Below are 19,054 nucleotides of genomic sequence, written 5' to 3' on the forward strand. Positions count from 1 at the left end.
GGATGGAGAGCATGGGGTCAGATCGCGCCTTCGGCACTGAGCCGAACCACGTCGTCCGCGGTGTAGCCAAGTTCGAGCAGGATGCGCTCGCTATGCTGGCCGAGCGCGGGAATCGCGTCCATCCGCGGCGCGAACGACTGCGGCGTGCCGGGCGGCAGCAGCGCCGGAATGATGCCCACGGGCGACGGCACAGAAGTCCAGCGTTCGCGCGCCTTGAGCTGCGGATGGTTCCAGACGTCGCGCATGTCGTTCATGCGGGCATTGGCGATCTGGGCGCGCTCAAGCCGCTCGATCACCGCCTCGATGCTCAGGGCGGAGAACACCGCCGTGATGATGTCGGTGAGCGCCGCGCGGCTCTGGGTGCGCAGGGAGTTGGAGACAAAGCGTTCGTCGGTCGTCAGTTCCGGCCGCTCCAGCACCACGCGGCAAAAGGCATCCCACTCGCGCTCGTTCTGCAGGCCCAGGATGATGGTCTTGCCGTCGCCGGCGGTAAACGGGCCATACGGGAAGATGGTGGCGTGCGAGGCGCCGGCCCGCGGCGGCGGCGTGGCGCCATCGAACGCGTAGTAAAGCGGATAGCCCATCCACTCGACCATGCTCTCCAGCATCGACACGTCGATATGCGCGCCCTTTGCGCTCCTGCCGCGCTGCAGCAGCGCCGCCAGGATGTTGGAGTAGGCATACATGCCCGCCGCGATATCGGCAATGGAGCAGCCAGCCTTGGCGGGGCTATCGGGGGTGCCGGTGATCGAGACAAAGCCGGATTCCGCCTGGATCAGCAGGTCATAGGCCTTCTTGTCCCGGTAGGGGCCATCGCTGCCATAGCCTGAAATATCGCAGACGACCATGGCGGGATAGCGCTGCGACAGCGCCGCATAGGAAAGGCCGAGCCGGTCCGCAGCGCCCGGCGCCAGGTTCTGCACCAGCACATCGGCCTGGCCGAGGAGCTTGCCCAGGATGGCCGGGGCTTCCCTGTGCTTGAGGTCCAGCGCAAGGCTTTCCTTGGAACGGTTGGTCCAGGCGAAATGCGAGGACAGGCCATCCACCCGCTCATCGTAGCCGCGCGCGAAATCGCCCACCTTGGGCCGCTCGACCTTGATGACCCGGGCGCCGAGGTCCGCAAGTTGCCGGGTACAGAACGGCGCGGCAATGGCGTGCTCGAGGGAAACGACGGTGATGCCATCCAGGGGGCGCATAGCAGCCTTGTTCAGTCTGGGCCCGCCTGCCCTGCGCAGCGCAGCGGCAAACGGGAGAAGTGGGTCCACGGCGCCCCGGCCCGGCCGGAAGTCGCCACGCATGGGCAGCACGCCTGGTGCAATGCGCGCCGAAGCTAGTCTCCCAGAGTCGAGGGGATCGGACCATCTCGTTTTCTCGAACCAGCCATTCGCTTCAACGGAAAGCATCGCTTTGCCAGCGGGCCCGCCGCACGAATTGCGGCACCGGCGACCCCTTGGTACAGTGGCGGCGAAGGAGTATCCATGCACTTTGACTTTGCCGACCTCAGGCTCTTTGCCCGCATCGCCGAGGAAGAAAACCTCTCTCGCGGTGCGAAAAAGGCATTTCTATCCCCCGCCGCGGCCAGCGCGCGCCTCAAGTCCCTGGAGGAGCAGTTGGGCACGCGGCTGTTCTACCGGGAGAGCAGAGGGCTGGCGCTGACGCCCGCCGGAGAACGGCTGCTGCGCCATGCGCGGGTCATCGAGCGGCAGTTCGAACACGTGCGCAGCGATTTCGAAGAGTTCTCGAAGGATTCCGTCGGTCACATCCGCATTTTCGCGAACACCACCGCGGTCACGGAATTCATGCCGGAGGTACTTTCGCGCTTCATGGCCGAGCGCCCGGCCGTGACCGTCGACCTGCAGGAGCGCCTGACGCGGGACATCATCCGGGGCGTGCTCGACGGCAGCGCCGACCTCGGCATCATCTCCGGGCCCGTTAACCCGGAAGGGCTTGAAGTGGTGCACTTCAGCACCGACAAGCTCGTGCTCGCCACGCCCGTCGGCCATCCCCTCTCGCAAAAGAGCAAGGTCTCGCTCGCCGACACCCTCGAGTACGAGCACGTCAGCCTGCATGAGGGCAGCACCCTGCATGCTTTCCTCACCGACCTGCTCCACGAGCAACGGCGCAAGCTGCAGATCCGCATCCAGATTCGCAGCTTCGAAGCCATGTGCCGCATGATCGAAGCGGGCGTGGGCATTGGCGTGGTGCCGCTGTCCGCAGCGCTGCGGCACCGCCAGACCATGAAGCTCGCCATCGTCGAGCTGGACGACCCGTGGGTGATCCGCGAGCGCGCGGTCATCGTGCGCGAACTGCAGGGGCTGCCCGGCTGCGCGCGCGCCCTCATCGATGAGCTGATCAGCGTGGCGCAAGCTGCCGGCGGGAGCCCGGCAAAGCTGATCGGCTAAGCACCTGGACGTCCCACTGATCGCTCCCACCAATCAGGCGCGCTACCGCATGGCAAACGGATTGCCCGAGTCCGCGCCGGTATTGATCCAGACGCTCTTGGTCTGGAGATACGCCCGGATCGCGTCGATGCCGTTCTCCCGCCCCAGGCCGGAATCCTTGTAACCGCCGAACGGCGACATGACGCTGACCGCCCGATAGGTATTCACCCACACGGTGCCGGCCTGTATCTTCTCGGCCATGCGGAATGCCCGGCCGATATCGCTGGTCCACACGCCCGCCCCAAGGCCATAGCAGCTATCGTTGGCGATCGCTATCGCCTCGCTTTCATCCTTGAACTTCAGGATGGAGAGCACCGGGCCAAAGACTTCCTCGCGCGCGATGCGCATTTGCGGCGTCACCCCGCAGAAGATGGTCGGCTCGACAAACCACCCTTGCCCGCACGACGCAGGCTGCCCGCCCAGCACAAGGCGGGCGCCCTCGTCCCTGGCAATCCGGATGTAGGAAAGCACCTTGTCGTACTGCGCCGGCGTGGTGATGGGCCCGACCTGCGTCGAGGCATTCATGGGGTTGCCAAGCTTTGCCGTCCTGGCGAGTGCCACCAGCTTGTCGACGAAGGCATCGTGGATGTCTTGCTGCAGCAGCAGGCGAGAACCGGCAATGCAGGTTTGTCCGCTGGCCGCGAAGATCCCCGAGACAGCGCCGTTGACGGCATCGTCCAGATTGGCGTCGTTGAACACGATGTTGGGCGACTTGCCGCCAAGCTCCAGGCTGACATGCTTGAACTGCGCCGCGCACTGCTGGTTGATGACGCGGCCGGTGGCATCGGACCCCGTGAACGTGACCTTTCTGACCAGCGGATGCGTGACGAGCGGCGCCCCGACCTCCGCGCCGAAACCCGTCACGACGTTGAAGACGCCGGGCGGAAAGCCTGCCTCCTGAAACAGGAGCGCCAGTTCCAGCGCGGAAACCGAGGTGAACTCCGACGGCTTGACCACCACCGTGCACCCGGAGGCCAGCGCCGGCGCGATCTTCCACGCCAGCAGCATCAGCGGCGAATTCCAGGGCGTGATGGCGGCCACCACGCCCAGGGGCTCGCTGCGCGTGTAGTTGAAGTAGCCCTTCTTGTCGAGCGGGATGACCGTGCCCTCGATCTTGTCGGCCAGGCCGCCAAAGTAGTAGAACCACTGCGGCAGGTACCTTACCTGCCCGCTCATCTCGGCGAGCAGCTTGCCGTTGTCCTGCACTTCGAACTCAGCCAGGCGCTCCGCGTCCCTGGCGATCAGGTCGCCGAGCTTGCGCAGCAACGCGCCACGCTGGGTGGCTGTCAGCGCCGCCCAGGGGCCCGCGCGGAACGCACGATCGGCTGCGCCGGCCGCGCGGTCCACATCGGCCGCCGTGCCGCGGGCTACCTCTGCCCAGGCCTTGCCAGTGAAAGGATTCTGGGTTTCGAACCAGCGACCGTCGCTTGCATTCACGAAGGTCCCGTCGATGAACATTTGATATTGCTTCATGGCGCGATGCTGTCCGGTCAGATTGAAAGTGCAGGATGGATTCGCAGGATGCGAGGCACAGGATGGCAAGCTGCGGCAGGACGGCTAGAACGGCGCGAAACCCAGATGCTGGCGGAACCGGTTCTTGACGAACACGCCATCGCGCGGCGGCAAGGCGCGCTGGTGCTCTTCGGCGGCGATGCGCACCTGCGCCACGGTCATGCCGTCGGCGTTCCTGATCGCCTGCACCAGCGCCTGCACTTCGTCCATGTCAAAGATCTCCAGCGTGGACGGCACGCCGCACGCCTTGGCCACCTTTGCCAGGTTGGTGCCCAGGCTGGTGTGGCTTTGCTGCATGCCGGTCTCGCCAAAGTGGCCGTTGTCCAGGATCACCACCGCGAGGTTGCTCGGGTTCTGCGCCGCGGCAGTCGCCAGGCTGCCGATGCCCATCAACTGCTCGCCATCGCCGGTGATGGCGATCACCTGCTTTTGCGGTTGTGCCAGGGCCAGCCCCAGCGCCACCGACGTTGAGCCGCCCATGGCGCCCCACAGGTAGAAATTGCCCGGGCGGTCGCCGGCGGCAAAGACGTCGTACGAGGGCGAGCCGAGACCGGTCACGACCAGCGCATCGGGAAACTGCTTGAGCAGGGCGGCAACGAAATCGCGGCGGTCGATCGCCGGCTTGGAGGTCAAGGTAGTCATAGGTTCAGCGCACCCATTTTTTGCGGCCGATAAGGCTTTGAGAGAGAAGAATCGCCACGCGTTGCCCGGCGTCGAAGGCGCTAGCCAGGCCCGCGTCGACCAGTTCGGCTGCGTCTTGCGGCGAGTCCACGCGGTACACCGTGATGCCCATCAGCTTGAGCGCCGCCTCGGTTGCCAGGCCCATCGGCCCCTGCCAGGGATTGAACTCGGCGTACTCGCCACGCATGGTCACGATGGTGAAAAACGGGAAACGGCAGCTTTCCAGCAGCGAGAACATGTTCACGCAGTTGCCCACGCCGCTGCTCTGCATGAGCAGGACCGCGCGCTCACCGCCCAGCCACGCGCCGCTGACAACGCCGACGCCCTCCTCCTCGGTGGTGAGGACAATGTCGCGGATCGCCGGGTCGGCCTTGGCCCGCTTGATAACGTGCGAGTGCCCTGCATCCGGCACATAGGCAATTTGCCGGACTCCGGCTTGCTTGATGGCTTGGAAGATGTCCTCTTGCCAGGCAAGAGGCTCAGGATTTGGATTTGGATTTGTCATGGGAAGTGATCCAGGTAGGGAACAACGCTGTTATCATAAAATTGAATGGAATCTCATATGAAATAGAATAATTTGATTCCACCATCAGTAATTTGGATAGCCGGCCAACCACCAGAATCACAGCAACACTTAGGAACACTTAGGAACACGCCAATGGACATCAAGCAGCTTCGTGCCCTCCTGGCCATCGCCGAGACCGGCAGCGCCACCAAGGCCGCCGAGCTGCTTCGCATCGTGCAGCCGGCCGTTTCCCGGCATGTGCGGCTGCTTGAGGAGGAGTTCGGCGTGGAGCTGTTCGAGCGCGAACGGCACGGCATGGTCCTCACCGACGCGGGCCGGACGCTGGTTGAGTACGGGCGCCGCGCGCTGCGCGAGCTCGACCGGGCCAAGGCGGAGATCCAGCCGGTAGCCGGGGCGATCTCTGGCATGGCCGCCGTCGGCCTGCTGCCCAGCACCTGCGAGCTGCTGGCCGCGGAGCTGGTCGCAACCGTCAGAGGCACGCACCCGCAACTGGTCGTGCGGCTCAACGTGGGTTACGCGGGCAACCTCCTGCAATGGCTGGAGGCGGGCGACGTCGAGATCGCGCTGCTGTACGACATCAAGGCATCTCCCGGCTTGCAGGTCGAGGCGCTGCTCGACGAGCAGCTCTGCCTGATTGGCGCCCCCGGCACCGTGCCCGCGGGCGCCGCGCATACCATCGAGAGCCTGCGGGACCTGCCGCTGGTGCTGCCCAATGCGCCGCACGGGCTGCGCACGGTAGTCGAGCATGCGTGCGCGGTGGCGGGGGTGACGCTCACGATCGCCGTCGAGACCAACTCCCTGAGCGTGCAGAAATCCCTGGTGGCCAAGGGCTTTGGCTATACGGTCCTGCCCAGCTCCGCCGTCTCCGAAGAGCTGGAAAAAGGGACGCTGGCCGCGGCGCCGATCACCTCGCCCAACCTTTCCCGGCGTATCGTGCTGGCGCATCCGGCCACGCGCCGGATGTCGCCTGCCGCCAGCTTCGCCTCGGCGGAACTGGTCACGCTGATCAAGCGCCTGGTGCTGGATGGCGCCTGGCCGGGCGCCACCTGGATTGGCGCATAGCCTGCCGGGCCCGCATTCAGTCCGCCTGGATGTTGCCCGCCTTGATCACCTCCGCCCAGCGGCGTGTCTCCGCCTGCACGAACCTGGCGGCTTTATCCGGGCTGGAATCCACCACGGGCTCCACGCCGATCTTCTCCATCCGCTCCCGCACTTCCGGGTCCTTGACGGCCTGCTGCAAGGCCACGCTCAGCTTTTCGATCGCAGGCGCGGGCGTGCCCCGCGGCACCATCACCATGTTCCAGATCGATGTCTCGTAGCCGGGAAAGCCCGCTTCCTTCATCGTCGGAACATTCGGCAGCACGCTGGAACGCGTACCGGTGGTGACCGCGAGCGCCTTCAGGCGCCCGGCCTTGATCATGGGCGCGGAGGTGGATACGGCATCGGTAATGAACTGCAGGTCGCCGGACATCACGGACTGGATCGCCTGGCTGGCACCCCGGTAAGGCGCGTGGACGACGTCCAGGTGCTCCTGGTACTTCAGCAGCTCCACGGCCATATGCAACGCGCTGCCCTTGCCGGCGGAGCCGTAGCTGTACTTGCCGGGGTTCTTCCTGATATCGTCGACCAGCTCCTTTGCCGTGCTGGCTTTCACCGATGGGTTCACCGAGAGCACCATCGGCACGGCGGCCACGATGGACACGGGCACGACCGCGCCGCTGTCATAGGGAAGCGTCTTGTATAGCGACGCATTGATGGCGTGCGAGCTGGTGCCGAACAGCAGCGTGTAGCCGTCGGCCTTGCTCTTGGCAACGGCGTCGGTGGCAATGCTGCCGCCCGCGCCTGCCCGGTTCTCGACCACGATCGGCTGGCCCAGCAGCATGCCAACCTTGTTGGCGACAATACGCGCCACCATGTCCGTGCTGCCGCCCGCGGCAAAGCCAACCACCATGCGGATGGGATGGTCGGGGTATGCCGGCTGGGCGTGCGCGCCAACACAGACGAACGCACCCACCCCGACTTGCACAATCAAGCGTTTCATGTCTCTTCCAGATTGTTATGGTGCGGGCCAGGGGAAAATCGCCAAACCCGTGGAGACGATGGTAGCCAGCGGGTGAGTGAATGGTGAAATAGAAAATGACGCTGCTGCCATCAGCGAACGACATGCCTGCCGCGCGCGCCCAGGCGGTGCCGAACGCAAAAAACGCCGCGCTGCGGTTGCAGGGCGGCGTGCTTGCCATGGCGGCGGGCCATGGCCCGCTGTCGTCTTCAACGTTAGTCCGTTTCCACCTTCATCGTTCTCAGCAGCGGTTGCCATTTGTCGCTTTCCGTCTTGAGCCAGCCATGCAGCCCTTCCGGCGTCTGCTTGTCGACGGGCACGATCTCGGCGCCAAGGTCATCGAGGCGCTTCGCTACCATGGGGTCCTGCAAGCCCTTCTGCAGTGCCTTGGTCAGGCGCGCGGTGACGGCCGGCGGCGTGCCCCTGGGCGCGTAGACCCCATGCCAGACTTTCATCTCGAAGCCCTTCATGCCACCCTCTTGCAACGTCGGGGCATTGGGCAGCGCCTTGATGCGCTTGGGCGTGGTCACGCCGTAGAACCTGAGCCGGTTGGCGTTGATATGCGGCAGCGTCGAGGTGGTCTGGTCGCACAACAGGTCGACCTGCCCGCCGAGCAGCGCCGTGAGCGCCGGCCCGGTGCCCTGGTAAGGAATCGCGTTCAGCTTCACATGCACCGCCTCCTCGAACAACAGCCCGCACAGCTGGGATACCGCCCCCAGGCCGGCGTTGGCCAGGGAGACCTTGTCCTTGTTCTGGGCGACGTACTTCACCAGGTCTTGCGTGGTGGCCGGGGGCAGGTCCTTGCGCCCGAGCAGCGTCATCGGGACATCCGCGACTTGCCCGATGTACTCGAAGTCCTTGAGCGGGCTGTACGACAGCTTCTTGTACAGCGCGGGCGCCGTCGCCATCCCGTTGTGGTGGATCAGGATCGTGTAGCCGTCCGGCCGGGCCCGTGCGACATAGGCCGCCGCGACCGTGCCGCCGGCACCGAGGCGGTTCTCCACGATCACGCTTTGCCCGAGATCCCTGGACATCGCCTGCGCGAGTGCCCGCGCCACGACATCCGTCGGGCCGCCCGCCGAAAAGGGAACCACCAGCGTGACCGGCTTGGATGGGAACGCTTCCACGGCCATCGCGCCCGAGGCAAGCCCCGCCGCAATCGGTCCAAGAACCATCCACTTCAAGCCAGTGCCTACGTGCTTCATCGCGGTCATGCCAATCATCGTTGTCTCCGAAACCAGGCCGGCAAGCTGGGGCGCTTGCCTGTTATAGGGTGCTGGCCGAAGATTGCCGGATAAGCCGGCGCGAGAGAATCACGATGATCTGAACGGGCCATACGCCGTGGCCGAACGCGGGCCCGCCGCCCGCTATACTCTAGCCCCCCCAAAAGCCTCAAGCCTCAAGCCTCAAGTAACCGGAAGCCGTCATGCCCACTATCCCCGCCTGCCCCCAATGCGCCCTGGAGAACACCTACCCTGACGGCGACAACTTTGTCTGCGCCGACTGCGGCCACGAATGGGCCATGGTGGCCGCCGCGCAGGACGATGACAACGTCCAGGCCGTGGTGAAAGATGCCAACGGCGCCGTGTTGAACGACGGCGACGCCGTGGTGCTGATCAAGGACCTGAAGGTCAAGGGCTCGTCCATCACGCTGAAGATGGGCACCAAGGTCAAGAGCATCCGGCTGGTGGGCGGCGACCACGAGGTCGATTGCAAGATGGACGCCGGCAGCTTCATGCTCAAGGCCTGCTACCTGCGCAAGGCCTGAGCCTGCTTGACACGCCGCACGCTGTTGGTTGCGGCCCCGGTGCCGGTCAGCGCGTGGCCACGATGAAGAACCGCGGGAACGGCAGCAGCACCGTGCCATCCGCCATCGGCGGATAGGCGCGCGCCACTTGCGCGGTGTAGCGCTCCAGGTAAGCCGCGCGCTCGGCTTCATCCAGCGGGTCCAGGAAGGGGCGCAGTCCGGTGCCCTTGAACCACTCGACAATCGCCGCGGGGCCGCCGGCCAGCGCGTGGTAGTAGGTGGTGTGCCAGACATCGACCGCTGCGCAATGCGCGCGTAGCAGTTCGTAGTACCAGCCAGGCCCTTGCAGCCCGGTACGCGCCTGCGAAGCGGCGGCCAGCTTGCCGGCCCACGGGCCGTCGGCGGCGACTTCGCGCATGAGGCGGTGTGCGGGCGTGTCCAGCGTGTCGGGCACCTGGATGGCGAGGCTGCCGCCGGGCGCCAGCTTGGCGGCAAGCGCAGGCAGCAGGCGGCCGTGGTCGGGCAGCCATTGCAGCACGGCATTGGCGAGGATCACGTCGTAAGGGCCCGGGTCGTACCAGGTTTCGATGCGGCTCACCTCGAACTTCAACGCCGGCAGCCGCTTGCGCGCGGCTTCGACCATGTCGGCCGAGCTGTCCAGCCCCGTCACGCTCGCGCCGGGAAAGCAGGCGGCCAGCACTTCGGTCGAATTGCCCGGGCCGCAGCCGATGTCTACCGCGACACGCGGCTCGCGCCCCGGCACCGCGGCCAGCAGGTCGCGCACCGGGCGGGTACGCTCGTTCTCGAATTTCACGTATTGCTTGGCTGACCAAGTCATTGCTGCTCCTTTGCGGGTTCGCTTCTCGTGCTTTGGAAGTTCTGGCTTGTTCGGATGCTTCGGCATCGCGGGCTGCCTCGCCTGCTGCAACGCGGCCCTGCCCTTGGCGGTCAGCGTGACGATGGCCTGCGCGCGCGGCACACCGGGCCGGGACGCCATGTCCACCAGGCCGGCCGTTGTCGCATCCTCCCACGCGGACAGCCGTGGGCAGGACGTGCGCCATGCCTCCATGGTGTCGGCGAAGGTGCGCGGCATGGCGTCCAGCCACGCCAGGAACGCAAGCAGGTTGCCAGGGTGCGACGACGCAGGAAGATTGGCGTCCTTGTCGTAGTCGTTGTCCTTGCCCAGATCCTGTTCTTGCATGGCCGTGCTCCGTGGATGTCCGATGCATGCCGTCAGGATAGAGCCGAACTGCTATGATTTCCAATGCATATTTAGCACGATTTCAATACCTTGGGAGTATGGCAATGATTGAGCTTCGCCGGCTGCGCGCCTTTGTCGTGCTGGCCGAGGAAGGCCACGTCACCCGCGCCGCCGAGCGCCTGGGCATGCAACAGCCGCCGCTCACGCGCCTGTTGCGCGGACTGGAGGAGGAGCTGGGTGTTTTGCTGATGCGCCGCCTGCCGCGCGGCGTGCGCCCGACAGAGGCCGGCCTGGCATTGCTGGAAGAGGCCCGCGCCGTGCTGGCCCGGGCCGAGGGCGTGGCCGATGTGGTGCGCCGCGCCGCGGCCGGGGAGCAAGGGCGGCTGGCGGTGGGCTTTACCAGCTCCGCCGCCCTGCACCCTTTTGTGCCCGCCGTGCTGCGCCGGTTTCGCGAGAGCGTGCCGGGCGTTGCCGTGACGCTGGAGGAAGCCGGCACCAGCGAGCTGGTGGACGCGATCCTGCACGAGCGCCTGGACGCCGCGTTCGTCCGCTCGCCGGTGGGCAGCACCGCCGGGCTGGTGCTCGATGCCGTGCTGGACGAGCCGATGCTGGCTGCGTTGCCGGCCGGGCATCCGCTGTCGGCGCAGGCCGGCGCGCTGCCGCTGTCGGCGCTGGCGCGCGAGCCTTTCATCCTCTATCGCCGCCCCGCCGGGCCCGGTTTATATGACGCGATCCTGACCGCTTGCCGCGCCGCGGGCTTCAGCCCGCTGGTGGCGCAGGAAGCGCCCCGCCTGCCGGCCACGCTGAGCCTGGTGGCAGCAGGCCTTGGCGTGTCCGTGGTGCCCGCGTCCATGCACCGCCTGGGTGGCGAAGATATCGTCTATCGCCCGCTGGGCGAGAGCCCGCCGCTGAGCGCGCCCCTGCACCTCGCGATGCGACAGGGCGCGCTGCCGGCAGCCGTGACGCGCTTTCGCGCGATGGTGCGCGAGATGCGCGAGATGCGCAGTTGAAGGTACGTATGGTTTCCAGTGCGGTCCTCCCTGGGCTGCATTGCCAAGCGCAAGGCGCTGTACGTCGCGCTCGATGCCTTCGCAACCGCCGTCAAATCGGCCGACCACCAGAAGATCATCGAGGCGTCGCTCGCGCACTTCGGCCACATCACCGCGGGCGACCTGAGCCGCCCCGTTGAGATCCGCTCGCGGGATGAAATGGGCCAGCTGCTGTCGGGCATCGCGAAGATGCCGGACGGCCTGGCGCAAGCCGTCTTGTCCGTGCGCACGGGCAGCGAAGTGATCCGCGACGTGGTCGCGACCATGAGCGAGATCATCCGCGACATCCAGCGCGCCTCCGACACAGTGGCCGTGTTCAGGCTGGGAAACCAGGGCATAGCCAGCGCGGCGAGTGCCGCGAGTGCGGCGTCGGCGTCCAACTGGTCGTCCTTCTAAGCCGAACGCCGCGCGGCGGCGGCTTCCAGGCTGCCCTTGAACGAATCAGGCGCGAGCAGCACGCGCAGCGCTCGCGCTGGCACGTTACTCAACGCCGTAGCGCTCGTCACGGCGCGTCCAGCTCGGAGATCTCGATCAGGTTCAGGTCCGGATCGCGCACGTAGACGGAGCGGATCTTCTGCGTGGCGCCGGTCCGCGCGACCGGGCCCGCAACGATGGGCCAGCCGGCAGCGCGCAGCCGCTCGATCACGCCGTCGAGCGGGATCGACGCAATGAAGCACAGGTCCAGCGCGCCGGGCACCGGCAGGTGCGCCTTGGGCTCGAACTCCGCGCCGCGCACGTGCAGGTTGATCTTCTGGTTGCCGAAGCGGAACGCCACGCGGTTCTCACCGAAGGTTTCCAGCTGCATGCCGAGCACGCGCGTATAGAAATCGATGGTGGCGCCGGCATCCGTGCTGGTCAGCACCAGGTGGTCGAGGTGGTCAATCATGTCGCGCTTGCTCTCTCTGCGGTTTGGCCGGAAGCCATCATGGCAGTTGCGCAGGCACATGAACATGTCGGATTGCGCCAGCACCCTTTCCGAAAACGCAAAGCTGAAGCGCCCGCCTCAGCGCGGCGCCAGCAGGTGATCGAACAGCTTGCGCGCCTCGGGCTGCAGCGTCGCGGCCGATTTCACGCCAAGCCACAGCGTGCGCGAAGCCCACGGATCCGCAAGGCGGATGGCACGCAACCCGGCGCCAAGGATCTCGGCGCGCACCGCGCCCTCGGGCAAGACCCCGATGCCAAGGCCCGCCTCGATCATGCGGCAGATCGCATCGAAACTGCTGACCTGCACCCGCAGCTTGAGCACGCGCTCCAGCGCGGCCGCGGCGTCGGCCAGCCGCTGCAGCAGCGAGCTGCCCTGGTTGAGGCCGACGAAATCGAATGCGAGCGCGTCGGCAAAGGCCACCTCGGCGCGCGCCGCCAGCGGATGATCCGGCGGCACCAGCACCACCAGGCGGTCACGGCGATACTCGAACTTTTCCAGCGCGCCGGCCGCAACGTTGTCGGCAAACACGCCGATATCCGCCTGCCCGCCCGCCACCGCCGCGATCACCTCGCCGCTCATGCGCTCCTCCAGGCTGACGCGGATCAGCGGCTGCGCGTGCAGGAACACGCCCAGGTCCCGCGGCATGAACTGGATGATGGCCGAGGTGTTGGCCCACACGCGCACATGCCCCCGCACGCCGATGGCGAAATCGCTCATGTCGCCCGCCAGGCGATTCACGCTATCCAGCACGGCCCGCGCATGGCCGACCAGCCCAACGCCGGCCGGGGTGAGCTCAAGCCCGCGCGGCAGCCTCACGAACAAGGCGCAATCGGTGGTCTTTTCCAGGTCGGCAACGCGGCGGCTGAGCGCCGACAGCGTCATGTGGGTGCGCTCGGCGGCCTTGGTGAAGCTGCCGCTCTGCGCCACCACCAGGAACAGGCGCAGGGACTGCAGGTCGAGATGGGCGGGATTGATCACGCGAAAGCGTCCGGTGGGCGGCGGCGTCGATGGCGGCCGGATGGCCAGGGCCGTCAAGCCATGCCCCGAGGTTTGAGAATCGGGAAAGGCTAGTGGACGAGAACGGCATTGTCAATTTGGGCGCCCAGGGCCACCATGGCCGGTCCACGCGCGCCGGCCGATGGCCAGAGGCATGGCGTACTCGCCACCCGGGCTTACCGACAGGCAGACACGACAAACACCACAAACACCATGAACCCCTCCCAGACCACGCCGGAAGTCGTTTTCCTGGACCGCGGCACGCTGGCCCCCGAGACCGTGCTGCGCGCGTTGCCGTTCGCGCACCGGCTGACGGTCTTTGACGCCACCGCGCCGCATGAAGTGGCCGCGCGCATCGCCAACGCGCAGATCGTGATCACCAACAAGGTCAAGCTGCCGGCCGAGGTGCTGCGCGAGGCCGCCAGCCTGCGCCTGGTGGCGATCGCGGCCACCGGCACCGACCACGTCGACCTGCGCGCCTGCGCCGCCCGCGGCATCTGCGTGTCGAACGTGCGCAACTACGCCGTGCATACGGTGCCCGAGCACACCTTCGCGCTGATCTTCGCGCTGCGCCGCAGCCTGCATGCCTATTGCGACGCGGTGCGCGCGGGCCGCTGGCAGGCCTCGGGGCAGTTCTGCTTTCACGACTACCCGATCCACGACCTGGCCGGCTCGACCATCGGCATCGTCGGCGGCGGCACCCTGGGCCGCTCGGTGGGCGAGATCGCCCGGCTGCTGGGACTCAAGGTGCTGTACGCCGCCCGCAAGGGCCAGCAAAGCGCCGACACGCAACACACGCCCTTCGCGGACATGCTGCGCCTGAGCGACATCATCACGCTGCACTGCCCGCTGACCCCCGCCAACGCGGGGCTGATCGGCCGCGAGGAGTTCGCGCAGATGACGCGCCGCCCGCTGCTGATCAACACCGCGCGCGGCGGCCTGGTCGACGAGGCCGCACTGGTCGACGCCCTGCGGCAAGGACAGGTCTGCGGCGCCGGTTTCGATGTAGCCACCCAGGAGCCGCCCGGCCCCGGCCACCCGTTCCACGCACTGCGCGACCATCCCGCCTTCCTGCTCACGCCGCACGTGGTCTGGGCGAGCCGGGAGGCCATCCAGGCGCTGGCGGACCAGCTGATCGACAATATCGCGGCGTTCGCGGCCGGCTCGCCGCGCAATGTGGTGGCGGGCTGAGCCTGCCCTGGCCGGACAACGATGATGGCGCGCGTGCGACGCCCGGATCCGTGCCGGAAAGCCGCTTCGCGTCTATATTGTTCCTGTTCGGGATCACGACGGAGGGAGCATGCGTGCGCAATGCTGCAGGCTTGTACTGGCGGTGGCGACTGCCTGCGCGCTGGGCCTGGCCCTGAATTGCGCGCCGTGTTTCGCCCAGGCCGGTGCGGGCGCGCCAGTGCCTTTCGTGCGGATCGGGCTTGCCAGGCAGGTTGCCGTTCAGGTTCCCAAGGACTGGACCATCCTGTCCGGGGCCCAGGGCCGGGCCAACGGCACCATCGCGGACGCGGTGGGGGGCGTCTCCATCGTCCCGGCGCCGGCGGGCCAGACGGTCAACCTCCTGCATGCCGTATCCAATGTGCAGAATCCGTACGCGGCCGTGATCGTCAACTCGCTGGCGCAAGCGCCAGTCACGCCCGAGCAGGTCCGCCGCTTCGACAGGTCAATGCTTCTGGCATACGCAGCGAGCTTCGAGCGCAGGATGCGCGACTCCCTGAAGACATCGGGCAGGGAGATGCTCTCCATCGACGAGCCTCGCCTCGAGACAATCGGTGGCTGGCCGGCGATTGCCGTCAACTACGTGCGCACCGGCGCGCAGGGCACGATCTACGTGCAGCATTTCGACATCTATACGCCGGACCAGGAGCTGCTGCTCATCCTCTCGTGCCGCGACACGGCGCGCGGCGTATGGCTGCCGCTGCTGGACCGGGTGCGTAGCTCGATCGTGGTTGGCGAATAGCCGGGATGGCGATCGGGCTGGCCCCCATCGGGATGTCTCCCCTAGTGGCTGATCATCCAGGGCCGCGTGCCGGGGAAGGACTTGGCCGCACCCGGCTTGCCGGCCAGGCCGGCGCTGCCGCCCGAACAGCCACAACCCGGCCCATGCCGGTGCCCCTGGGAACTCGATGGCGCATGGGCGCTGCGCTCGTTGCCCGCATGCGCAATGCGGCGGGCCGATGGCATCAGGGCCAGCATGGTCGCGGTGACCTGGCGCCGGGCTGCGTGGCCGCAGCCGGGGCATGGCTGCGGCGCGTCGCGCTCGTCGATGCGGCGCACCGCGGTGAAGCTGCCGCACGCCTCGCAGGCGTATTCGTACATGGGCATACAGGTATCTCCGCTTGGTGGAAGGTGGCAAGCGCGGGCCCCCTTGGGGAAGGAGGAGGAAGGCGGAAGCCCGCGCCCGCCGTGACTTCACATCTCTGGCTTGCGCTCAGGTCGGCATTCAGGCCACATCCTGCGACAGCAGGACGTCGGCACCGCCCTTGATATGCACGGTGGGTCCATTGGCCTGCGGCCGGATATCGAAGTCGAAGATCTGCGTCGGTATCCAGAGCGTGGCGCAGGAGTTGGGGATGTCCACCACGCCGCTGATATGCCCCTGCACCGGCGCCGTGCCCAGGATGGCGTAGGCCTGCGCGCGCGAGTAGCCAAACTTGGTCAGGTATTCGATCGCGTTCAGGCAGGCCTGCCGGTAGGCGACGTTGACATCCAGGTAGTGCTGCTTGCCTTGTTCATCCACCGAGATGCCTTCGAAGATCAGGTAGTCGTTGTAGGTCGGCGTGATCGGGCTGGGCTTGAAGATGGGGTTCTTGATGCCGTACTTCGCCATGCCGTCCTTGATCACGCTCACCCGCATGTGCACCCACCCCGCCATCTCGATGGCGCCGCAGAAGGTAATCTCGCCGTCGCCCTGGCTGAAGTGCAGATCGCCAACCGACAGCCCCGCCCCATCCACATACACCGGGAAGTACACCTTGGAGCCACGCGACAGGTCCTTGATGTCGCAGTTGCCGCCGTGCTCGCGCGGCGGCACCGTACGCGCGCCCTCGGCTGCCGCCCGCCTGCCAGCGTCGCCAACGAGCTTGCCCATATGGGCGGTCGCGGCAAAGGGCGGGTTGGCCAGCGGCGGCACGCGATCGGGGTCGGTCTTGATCAGCCCTGTCTCGCGTTCGTTCCAGGTATGAAGCAGCTTGGGGTCGGGCAGGCAACCGATCAGCCCGGGATGGATCAGCCCGGCGAACTCCACGCCGGGCACATGGCGCGACGTGGTGTAGACACCGTGGAAATCCCAGATGGATTTCTGCGCCAGGGGGAAATGGTCCGTCAGGAACCCGCCGCCGTTTTTCTTCGAGAAGAAGCCGTTGAAGCCCCACTGGCTTTCGGGCTTGGCACCTACGTCCAGCAGGTCGACCACCAGCAGGTCGCCCGGCTTGACACCGCGCACGCCCACTGGCCCGGAGAGAAAGTGGACGATGGACAGGTCGATGTCCCGCACGTCATCCGCCGACTCGTTGTTCTTGATGAAGCCGCCGGTCCAGTCATAGGTCTCCAGGATGAATTCGTCGCCGGGATTGACCCAGCAAGCCATGGGAATGTCCGGGTGCCAGCGGTTGTGGACCTGTTCGTTCTCGTACGCCGATTGCGCGAGATCGACCTTGATCAGGGTATCTGCCATGTGCCTGTCTCCTTGGTGTGTGTCCGGTCAATCGCCGGATTGCGGCCGTGAAACGATGCAGCCGCCTTGGCTGCATGCCTGGATCAGCGTTGGTCGCGTGCGGCTGCCCGCCGCCGCGTTGTGGTCGACCTTTGCGGTCTGACTTTGCGGTATGTCCTTGCGGTCTATCTGAATGATTCGCTCAGCAGCAGATAGCCTGGCAGCCAGCCAGTGGCGATACCTGCCAGGACGGTCGCAACGCCGGTGAACTTCAGGATCGGGCGCTGCATCGCCAGCAACAGGAAGTACAGGAACCACAGCACGCCCCAGCCGACCCAGCACCAGGCGAACCAGGTATCCCAGACGGAGCTGGCATGGCGCAGCGCATCAATGGCGACGGGAATCACCGTGACCGACACGAACAGGCTGAACCAGCCCAGGCCACGCCCATCCGCACCGTTGAAGCGGTTAAGCGCAACCCACAGATAGGTGAAGGTAAATAGCAGCGTCAGCGCACCGGCCTTGATGGATGCGCTGTCCGCCTCGCCGCCGAAGATCAGCCGCAGCGACACCAGCATCGTCACCCCGCCGGCAAAGATATTGACGACCCAGATCTCGCGGTCGCCAATCTTGCCCAGCAGCCACAAGCCGTTCAGGCACAGCACGGCACCTACGTAAAGCAACGTCAGGCCTAGCATGGCGTATCTCCTCCGTGACGGGTTCTGGTTGTTCTTTTTCTGTTGGCGCCGGCGGCCGCGTGGCGACGGGTCAACTATAAGCAGGCCCGCGAAGATGCGAATCCTTCACGACGAGGATTCTGCGCATCACGTGGCTGGGTGAGGTGGCCTCACCCAGTTGAATGAGGCAACGGATAAGGCAGCGGCGCGATGGCCAGGTGAGGGACGTTCAGGCCGGCGGGCAATGCTGCGCGTGCAGGCGCACCAATTCCATCTGGCCATGGGTGCCGGTCTTCTGGAAGATCTGCTTGAGGTGGCTGCGCACCGTGTTCTCGGACACGTGCAGTAGCTGCGCCAGGCTGGCGATGGAGTGGCCGGCGAAGACCAGCGCGTTGACCCGCGCCTGGGCCTCGCTCAGCTTGAACTGGCGCGCGAACAGGCAATCGTGGTGCGCATGCTCCGCACCCTGCCGGCGCGCGCTGACCACCACCAGCGCGCGCGCCTCGCCCAGCCCGTTGCGCATGGATGCACCGGCGGGCTGCAACGTGAGCGTCGTGGGCAAGGCAAAGCCGGGCGCGCAAACCGACAGCACCTGCGTGGGCACCAGCGTGGCCTGGCCCGGGCGGGGGTCGCGCGTGTCACCGGCCTTGGAGGGAAGTCCTTGGGAAGCCCCGGCCAGCGTGGCCAGCATCTCGTGCAAGGTGCGGTGGTCGGTCGGCATCACCGCCGCAAGATACTCGCCATCCCGGTACAGGCCGCTGCCCTGCCCGCACAGTGCTTGCGCGCTGCGGTTGCAGTAGACGATGCGCCCATCCTGCTCCACCAGGAAGGTCGCGTTAGGATGGCCGTCGATGACGCACATCAGCGCCTGGCTCAGGTCCGCGGCGCTGTGGCGGTGCCAGCGGTTTTCCAGCGACAGCGCCATATGCGCCAGCAGGCCGCGGAACTCCGCCTTCTCCTTGCTGGCAAAGCGCCGCTGGTCTTCGCGCCGGTACAACTCAAGGTAGTAGACGACATCCGCCTCGCGCGCCACCACCCCGCACAGGCGATGCAGATAGCGATGAGGCCGCAGCAACGCCTGGTAGTAGTCCGTGCGGACCAGGTCGCCGCTGCCCAGCATGTCTTCGCCGCTGATCACCTGCAGGGGCTGGTAGGCCGTGCTGGAGAGGAACCACGGGTTGCGCGCGGAGTACTGCGCAAAGGTGCGAAAAAACGCCGGGTCGTCCGGGGCGCCGTGCAGCACCGCGCCCTGGCCGCCGGCCAGGTGCCGCCGCGCCAGCACGGCCGCGCCCGCGGCGAACTGATCGCGCACCAGCGCAACCACGCCGCGCCAGCCATCATCATCGCGCGCGGCGTGGATACGGTAGATCAGTTCCCCGGCCTGGGGATCGGCGCTATCGGCGCTATCGGCATTCTGGGCGGGCAACCGCGCATTCTCCATGGCATCGGGCACAGCGGATCCGGGCAGCGGCGAGCGCGCTGCGACGCTGCCCCCAGCCTCTTCGATATGAGGACTGCCGGCCAGTGTTTGCGCTGACACCCTAAATGTCAAGGCGCCGCGCCATGCTGCCGCGCA

The 19,054-nt window shown here is 66.6% G+C and carries 21 protein-coding genes; 7 read left to right on the forward strand and 14 right to left on the reverse strand.

Going from position 1 to position 19,054, the window contains the following annotated elements; translation table 11 throughout:
• Window positions 1-17: 17 nt before the first annotated feature.
• Window positions 18-1,196 (reverse strand): CaiB/BaiF CoA transferase family protein, encoded by a 1,179-nt coding sequence (locus F7R26_RS10870; RefSeq protein WP_150983602.1) that lies wholly within the window; start codon window positions 1,194-1,196, stop codon window positions 18-20.
• 282 nt (window positions 1,197-1,478) lie between these two features.
• On the opposite strand from F7R26_RS10870, the gene F7R26_RS10875 reads away from it, so the two are divergent.
• The gene (locus F7R26_RS10875) at window positions 1,479-2,402 is read left to right on the forward strand and encodes a LysR family transcriptional regulator (protein ID WP_150983603.1); all 924 of its coding nucleotides are present in this window, start codon (window positions 1,479-1,481) and stop codon (window positions 2,400-2,402) included.
• Between the two features lie 42 nt (window positions 2,403-2,444).
• Here the strand turns inward: F7R26_RS10875 and F7R26_RS10880 are convergent, their stop codons facing one another.
• The 3 genes from F7R26_RS10880 to F7R26_RS10890 form a co-directional block, all read right to left on the reverse strand.
• Window positions 2,445-3,914, reverse strand: coding sequence for an aldehyde dehydrogenase (locus F7R26_RS10880; RefSeq protein WP_150983604.1), 1,470 nt, complete (start codon window positions 3,912-3,914; stop codon window positions 2,445-2,447).
• An 84-nt stretch (window positions 3,915-3,998) separates the two neighbouring features.
• Window positions 3,999-4,595 carry a thiamine pyrophosphate-dependent enzyme gene (locus F7R26_RS10885; RefSeq protein WP_150983605.1) on the reverse strand — a complete coding sequence of 199 codons (597 nt, stop codon included), beginning with the start codon at window positions 4,593-4,595 and terminating at the stop codon, window positions 3,999-4,001.
• Between the two features lie 4 nt (window positions 4,596-4,599).
• Window positions 4,600-5,139, reverse strand: a complete 540-nt coding sequence (locus F7R26_RS10890; RefSeq protein ID WP_150983606.1) for a thiamine pyrophosphate-binding protein — start codon at window positions 5,137-5,139, stop codon at window positions 4,600-4,602.
• Window positions 5,140-5,292: 153 nt separating this feature from the next.
• On the opposite strand from F7R26_RS10890, the gene F7R26_RS10895 reads away from it, so the two are divergent.
• Window positions 5,293-6,222, forward strand: a complete 930-nt coding sequence (locus F7R26_RS10895; RefSeq protein ID WP_150983607.1) for a LysR family transcriptional regulator — start codon at window positions 5,293-5,295, stop codon at window positions 6,220-6,222.
• A gap of 16 nt (window positions 6,223-6,238) precedes the next feature.
• On the opposite strand, the gene F7R26_RS10900 is transcribed toward F7R26_RS10895, so the two are convergent.
• Both F7R26_RS10900 and F7R26_RS10905 read right to left on the reverse strand, forming a co-directional pair.
• Window positions 6,239-7,201, reverse strand: coding sequence for a Bug family tripartite tricarboxylate transporter substrate binding protein (locus tag F7R26_RS10900; RefSeq protein WP_150983608.1), 963 nt, complete (start codon window positions 7,199-7,201; stop codon window positions 6,239-6,241).
• Window positions 7,202-7,434: 233 nt separating this feature from the next.
• Window positions 7,435-8,433, reverse strand: coding sequence for a tripartite tricarboxylate transporter substrate-binding protein (locus F7R26_RS10905; RefSeq protein ID WP_416351330.1), 999 nt, complete (start codon window positions 8,431-8,433; stop codon window positions 7,435-7,437).
• A gap of 212 nt (window positions 8,434-8,645) precedes the next feature.
• Here F7R26_RS10905 and F7R26_RS10910 point away from each other — a divergent pair, with 212 nt between their 5' ends.
• Window positions 8,646-8,987: a zinc ribbon domain-containing protein YjdM gene (locus F7R26_RS10910; protein ID WP_150983610.1), complete on the forward strand. Its 342-nt coding sequence runs from the start codon at window positions 8,646-8,648 to the stop codon at window positions 8,985-8,987.
• Between the two features lie 46 nt (window positions 8,988-9,033).
• Here the strand turns inward: F7R26_RS10910 and tam are convergent, their stop codons facing one another.
• Window positions 9,034-9,804, reverse strand: a complete 771-nt coding sequence (gene tam / locus F7R26_RS10915) for a trans-aconitate 2-methyltransferase (RefSeq protein ID WP_150983694.1) — start codon at window positions 9,802-9,804, stop codon at window positions 9,034-9,036.
• A gap of 461 nt (window positions 9,805-10,265) precedes the next feature.
• On the opposite strand from tam, the gene F7R26_RS10920 reads away from it, so the two are divergent.
• Together F7R26_RS10920 and F7R26_RS10925 are read left to right on the forward strand one after the other, a co-directional pair.
• Window positions 10,266-11,177 (forward strand): LysR family transcriptional regulator, encoded by a 912-nt coding sequence (locus tag F7R26_RS10920; protein WP_416351281.1) that lies wholly within the window; start codon window positions 10,266-10,268, stop codon window positions 11,175-11,177.
• A gap of 18 nt (window positions 11,178-11,195) precedes the next feature.
• A complete protein-coding gene (locus F7R26_RS10925; RefSeq protein ID WP_150983612.1) occupies window positions 11,196-11,612 on the forward strand; it encodes a methyl-accepting chemotaxis protein in 417 nt (138 codons plus the stop codon).
• Here F7R26_RS10925 and F7R26_RS40945 read toward each other — a convergent pair.
• From F7R26_RS40945 to F7R26_RS10935, 3 genes are all read right to left on the reverse strand, one after another.
• Window positions 11,609-11,722 (reverse strand): glycerate kinase, encoded by a 114-nt coding sequence (locus tag F7R26_RS40945; protein ID WP_241754299.1) that lies wholly within the window; start codon window positions 11,720-11,722, stop codon window positions 11,609-11,611. The two genes, F7R26_RS10925 and F7R26_RS40945, sit on opposite strands and share 4 nt — an antisense overlap.
• Complete coding sequence (locus F7R26_RS10930; protein ID WP_150983613.1) at window positions 11,719-12,102, reverse strand: VOC family protein; 384 nt, start codon at window positions 12,100-12,102, stop codon at window positions 11,719-11,721. Before F7R26_RS10930 ends, F7R26_RS40945 begins: the two co-directional genes overlap by 4 nt.
• A 117-nt stretch (window positions 12,103-12,219) precedes the next feature.
• Window positions 12,220-13,119 carry a LysR family transcriptional regulator gene (locus F7R26_RS10935; protein ID WP_150983695.1) on the reverse strand — a complete coding sequence of 300 codons (900 nt, stop codon included), beginning with the start codon at window positions 13,117-13,119 and terminating at the stop codon, window positions 12,220-12,222.
• A gap of 231 nt (window positions 13,120-13,350) precedes the next feature.
• On the opposite strand from F7R26_RS10935, the gene F7R26_RS10940 reads away from it, so the two are divergent.
• Together F7R26_RS10940 and F7R26_RS10945 are read left to right on the forward strand one after the other, a co-directional pair.
• Window positions 13,351-14,328 (forward strand): D-2-hydroxyacid dehydrogenase, encoded by a 978-nt coding sequence (locus F7R26_RS10940; protein WP_150983614.1) that lies wholly within the window; start codon window positions 13,351-13,353, stop codon window positions 14,326-14,328.
• 109 nt (window positions 14,329-14,437) lie between these two features.
• On the forward strand, window positions 14,438-15,106 hold the full coding sequence (locus F7R26_RS10945; RefSeq protein ID WP_150983615.1) for a hypothetical protein: 669 nt from the start codon (window positions 14,438-14,440) through the stop codon (window positions 15,104-15,106).
• A 41-nt stretch (window positions 15,107-15,147) separates the two neighbouring features.
• Here the strand turns inward: F7R26_RS10945 and F7R26_RS10950 are convergent, their stop codons facing one another.
• The 4 genes from F7R26_RS10950 to F7R26_RS10965 form a co-directional block, all read right to left on the reverse strand.
• Window positions 15,148-15,471 carry an FmdB family zinc ribbon protein gene (locus F7R26_RS10950; protein ID WP_150983616.1) on the reverse strand — a complete coding sequence of 108 codons (324 nt, stop codon included), beginning with the start codon at window positions 15,469-15,471 and terminating at the stop codon, window positions 15,148-15,150.
• A gap of 118 nt (window positions 15,472-15,589) precedes the next feature.
• On the reverse strand, window positions 15,590-16,822 hold the full coding sequence (fmdA, locus tag F7R26_RS10955) for a formamidase (RefSeq protein WP_150983617.1): 1,233 nt from the start codon (window positions 16,820-16,822) through the stop codon (window positions 15,590-15,592).
• Between the two features lie 164 nt (window positions 16,823-16,986).
• Window positions 16,987-17,499, reverse strand: a complete 513-nt coding sequence (locus tag F7R26_RS10960) for an AmiS/UreI family transporter (RefSeq protein ID WP_150983618.1) — start codon at window positions 17,497-17,499, stop codon at window positions 16,987-16,989.
• A gap of 208 nt (window positions 17,500-17,707) precedes the next feature.
• Window positions 17,708-19,018: a helix-turn-helix transcriptional regulator gene (locus F7R26_RS10965; protein WP_193692058.1), complete on the reverse strand. Its 1,311-nt coding sequence runs from the start codon at window positions 19,016-19,018 to the stop codon at window positions 17,708-17,710.
• Window positions 19,019-19,054 lie beyond the last annotated feature (36 nt).

Origin of the sequence: Cupriavidus basilensis, assembly GCF_008801925.2 — a bacterium.
Lineage (GTDB): Bacteria > Pseudomonadota > Gammaproteobacteria > Burkholderiales > Burkholderiaceae > Cupriavidus > Cupriavidus basilensis.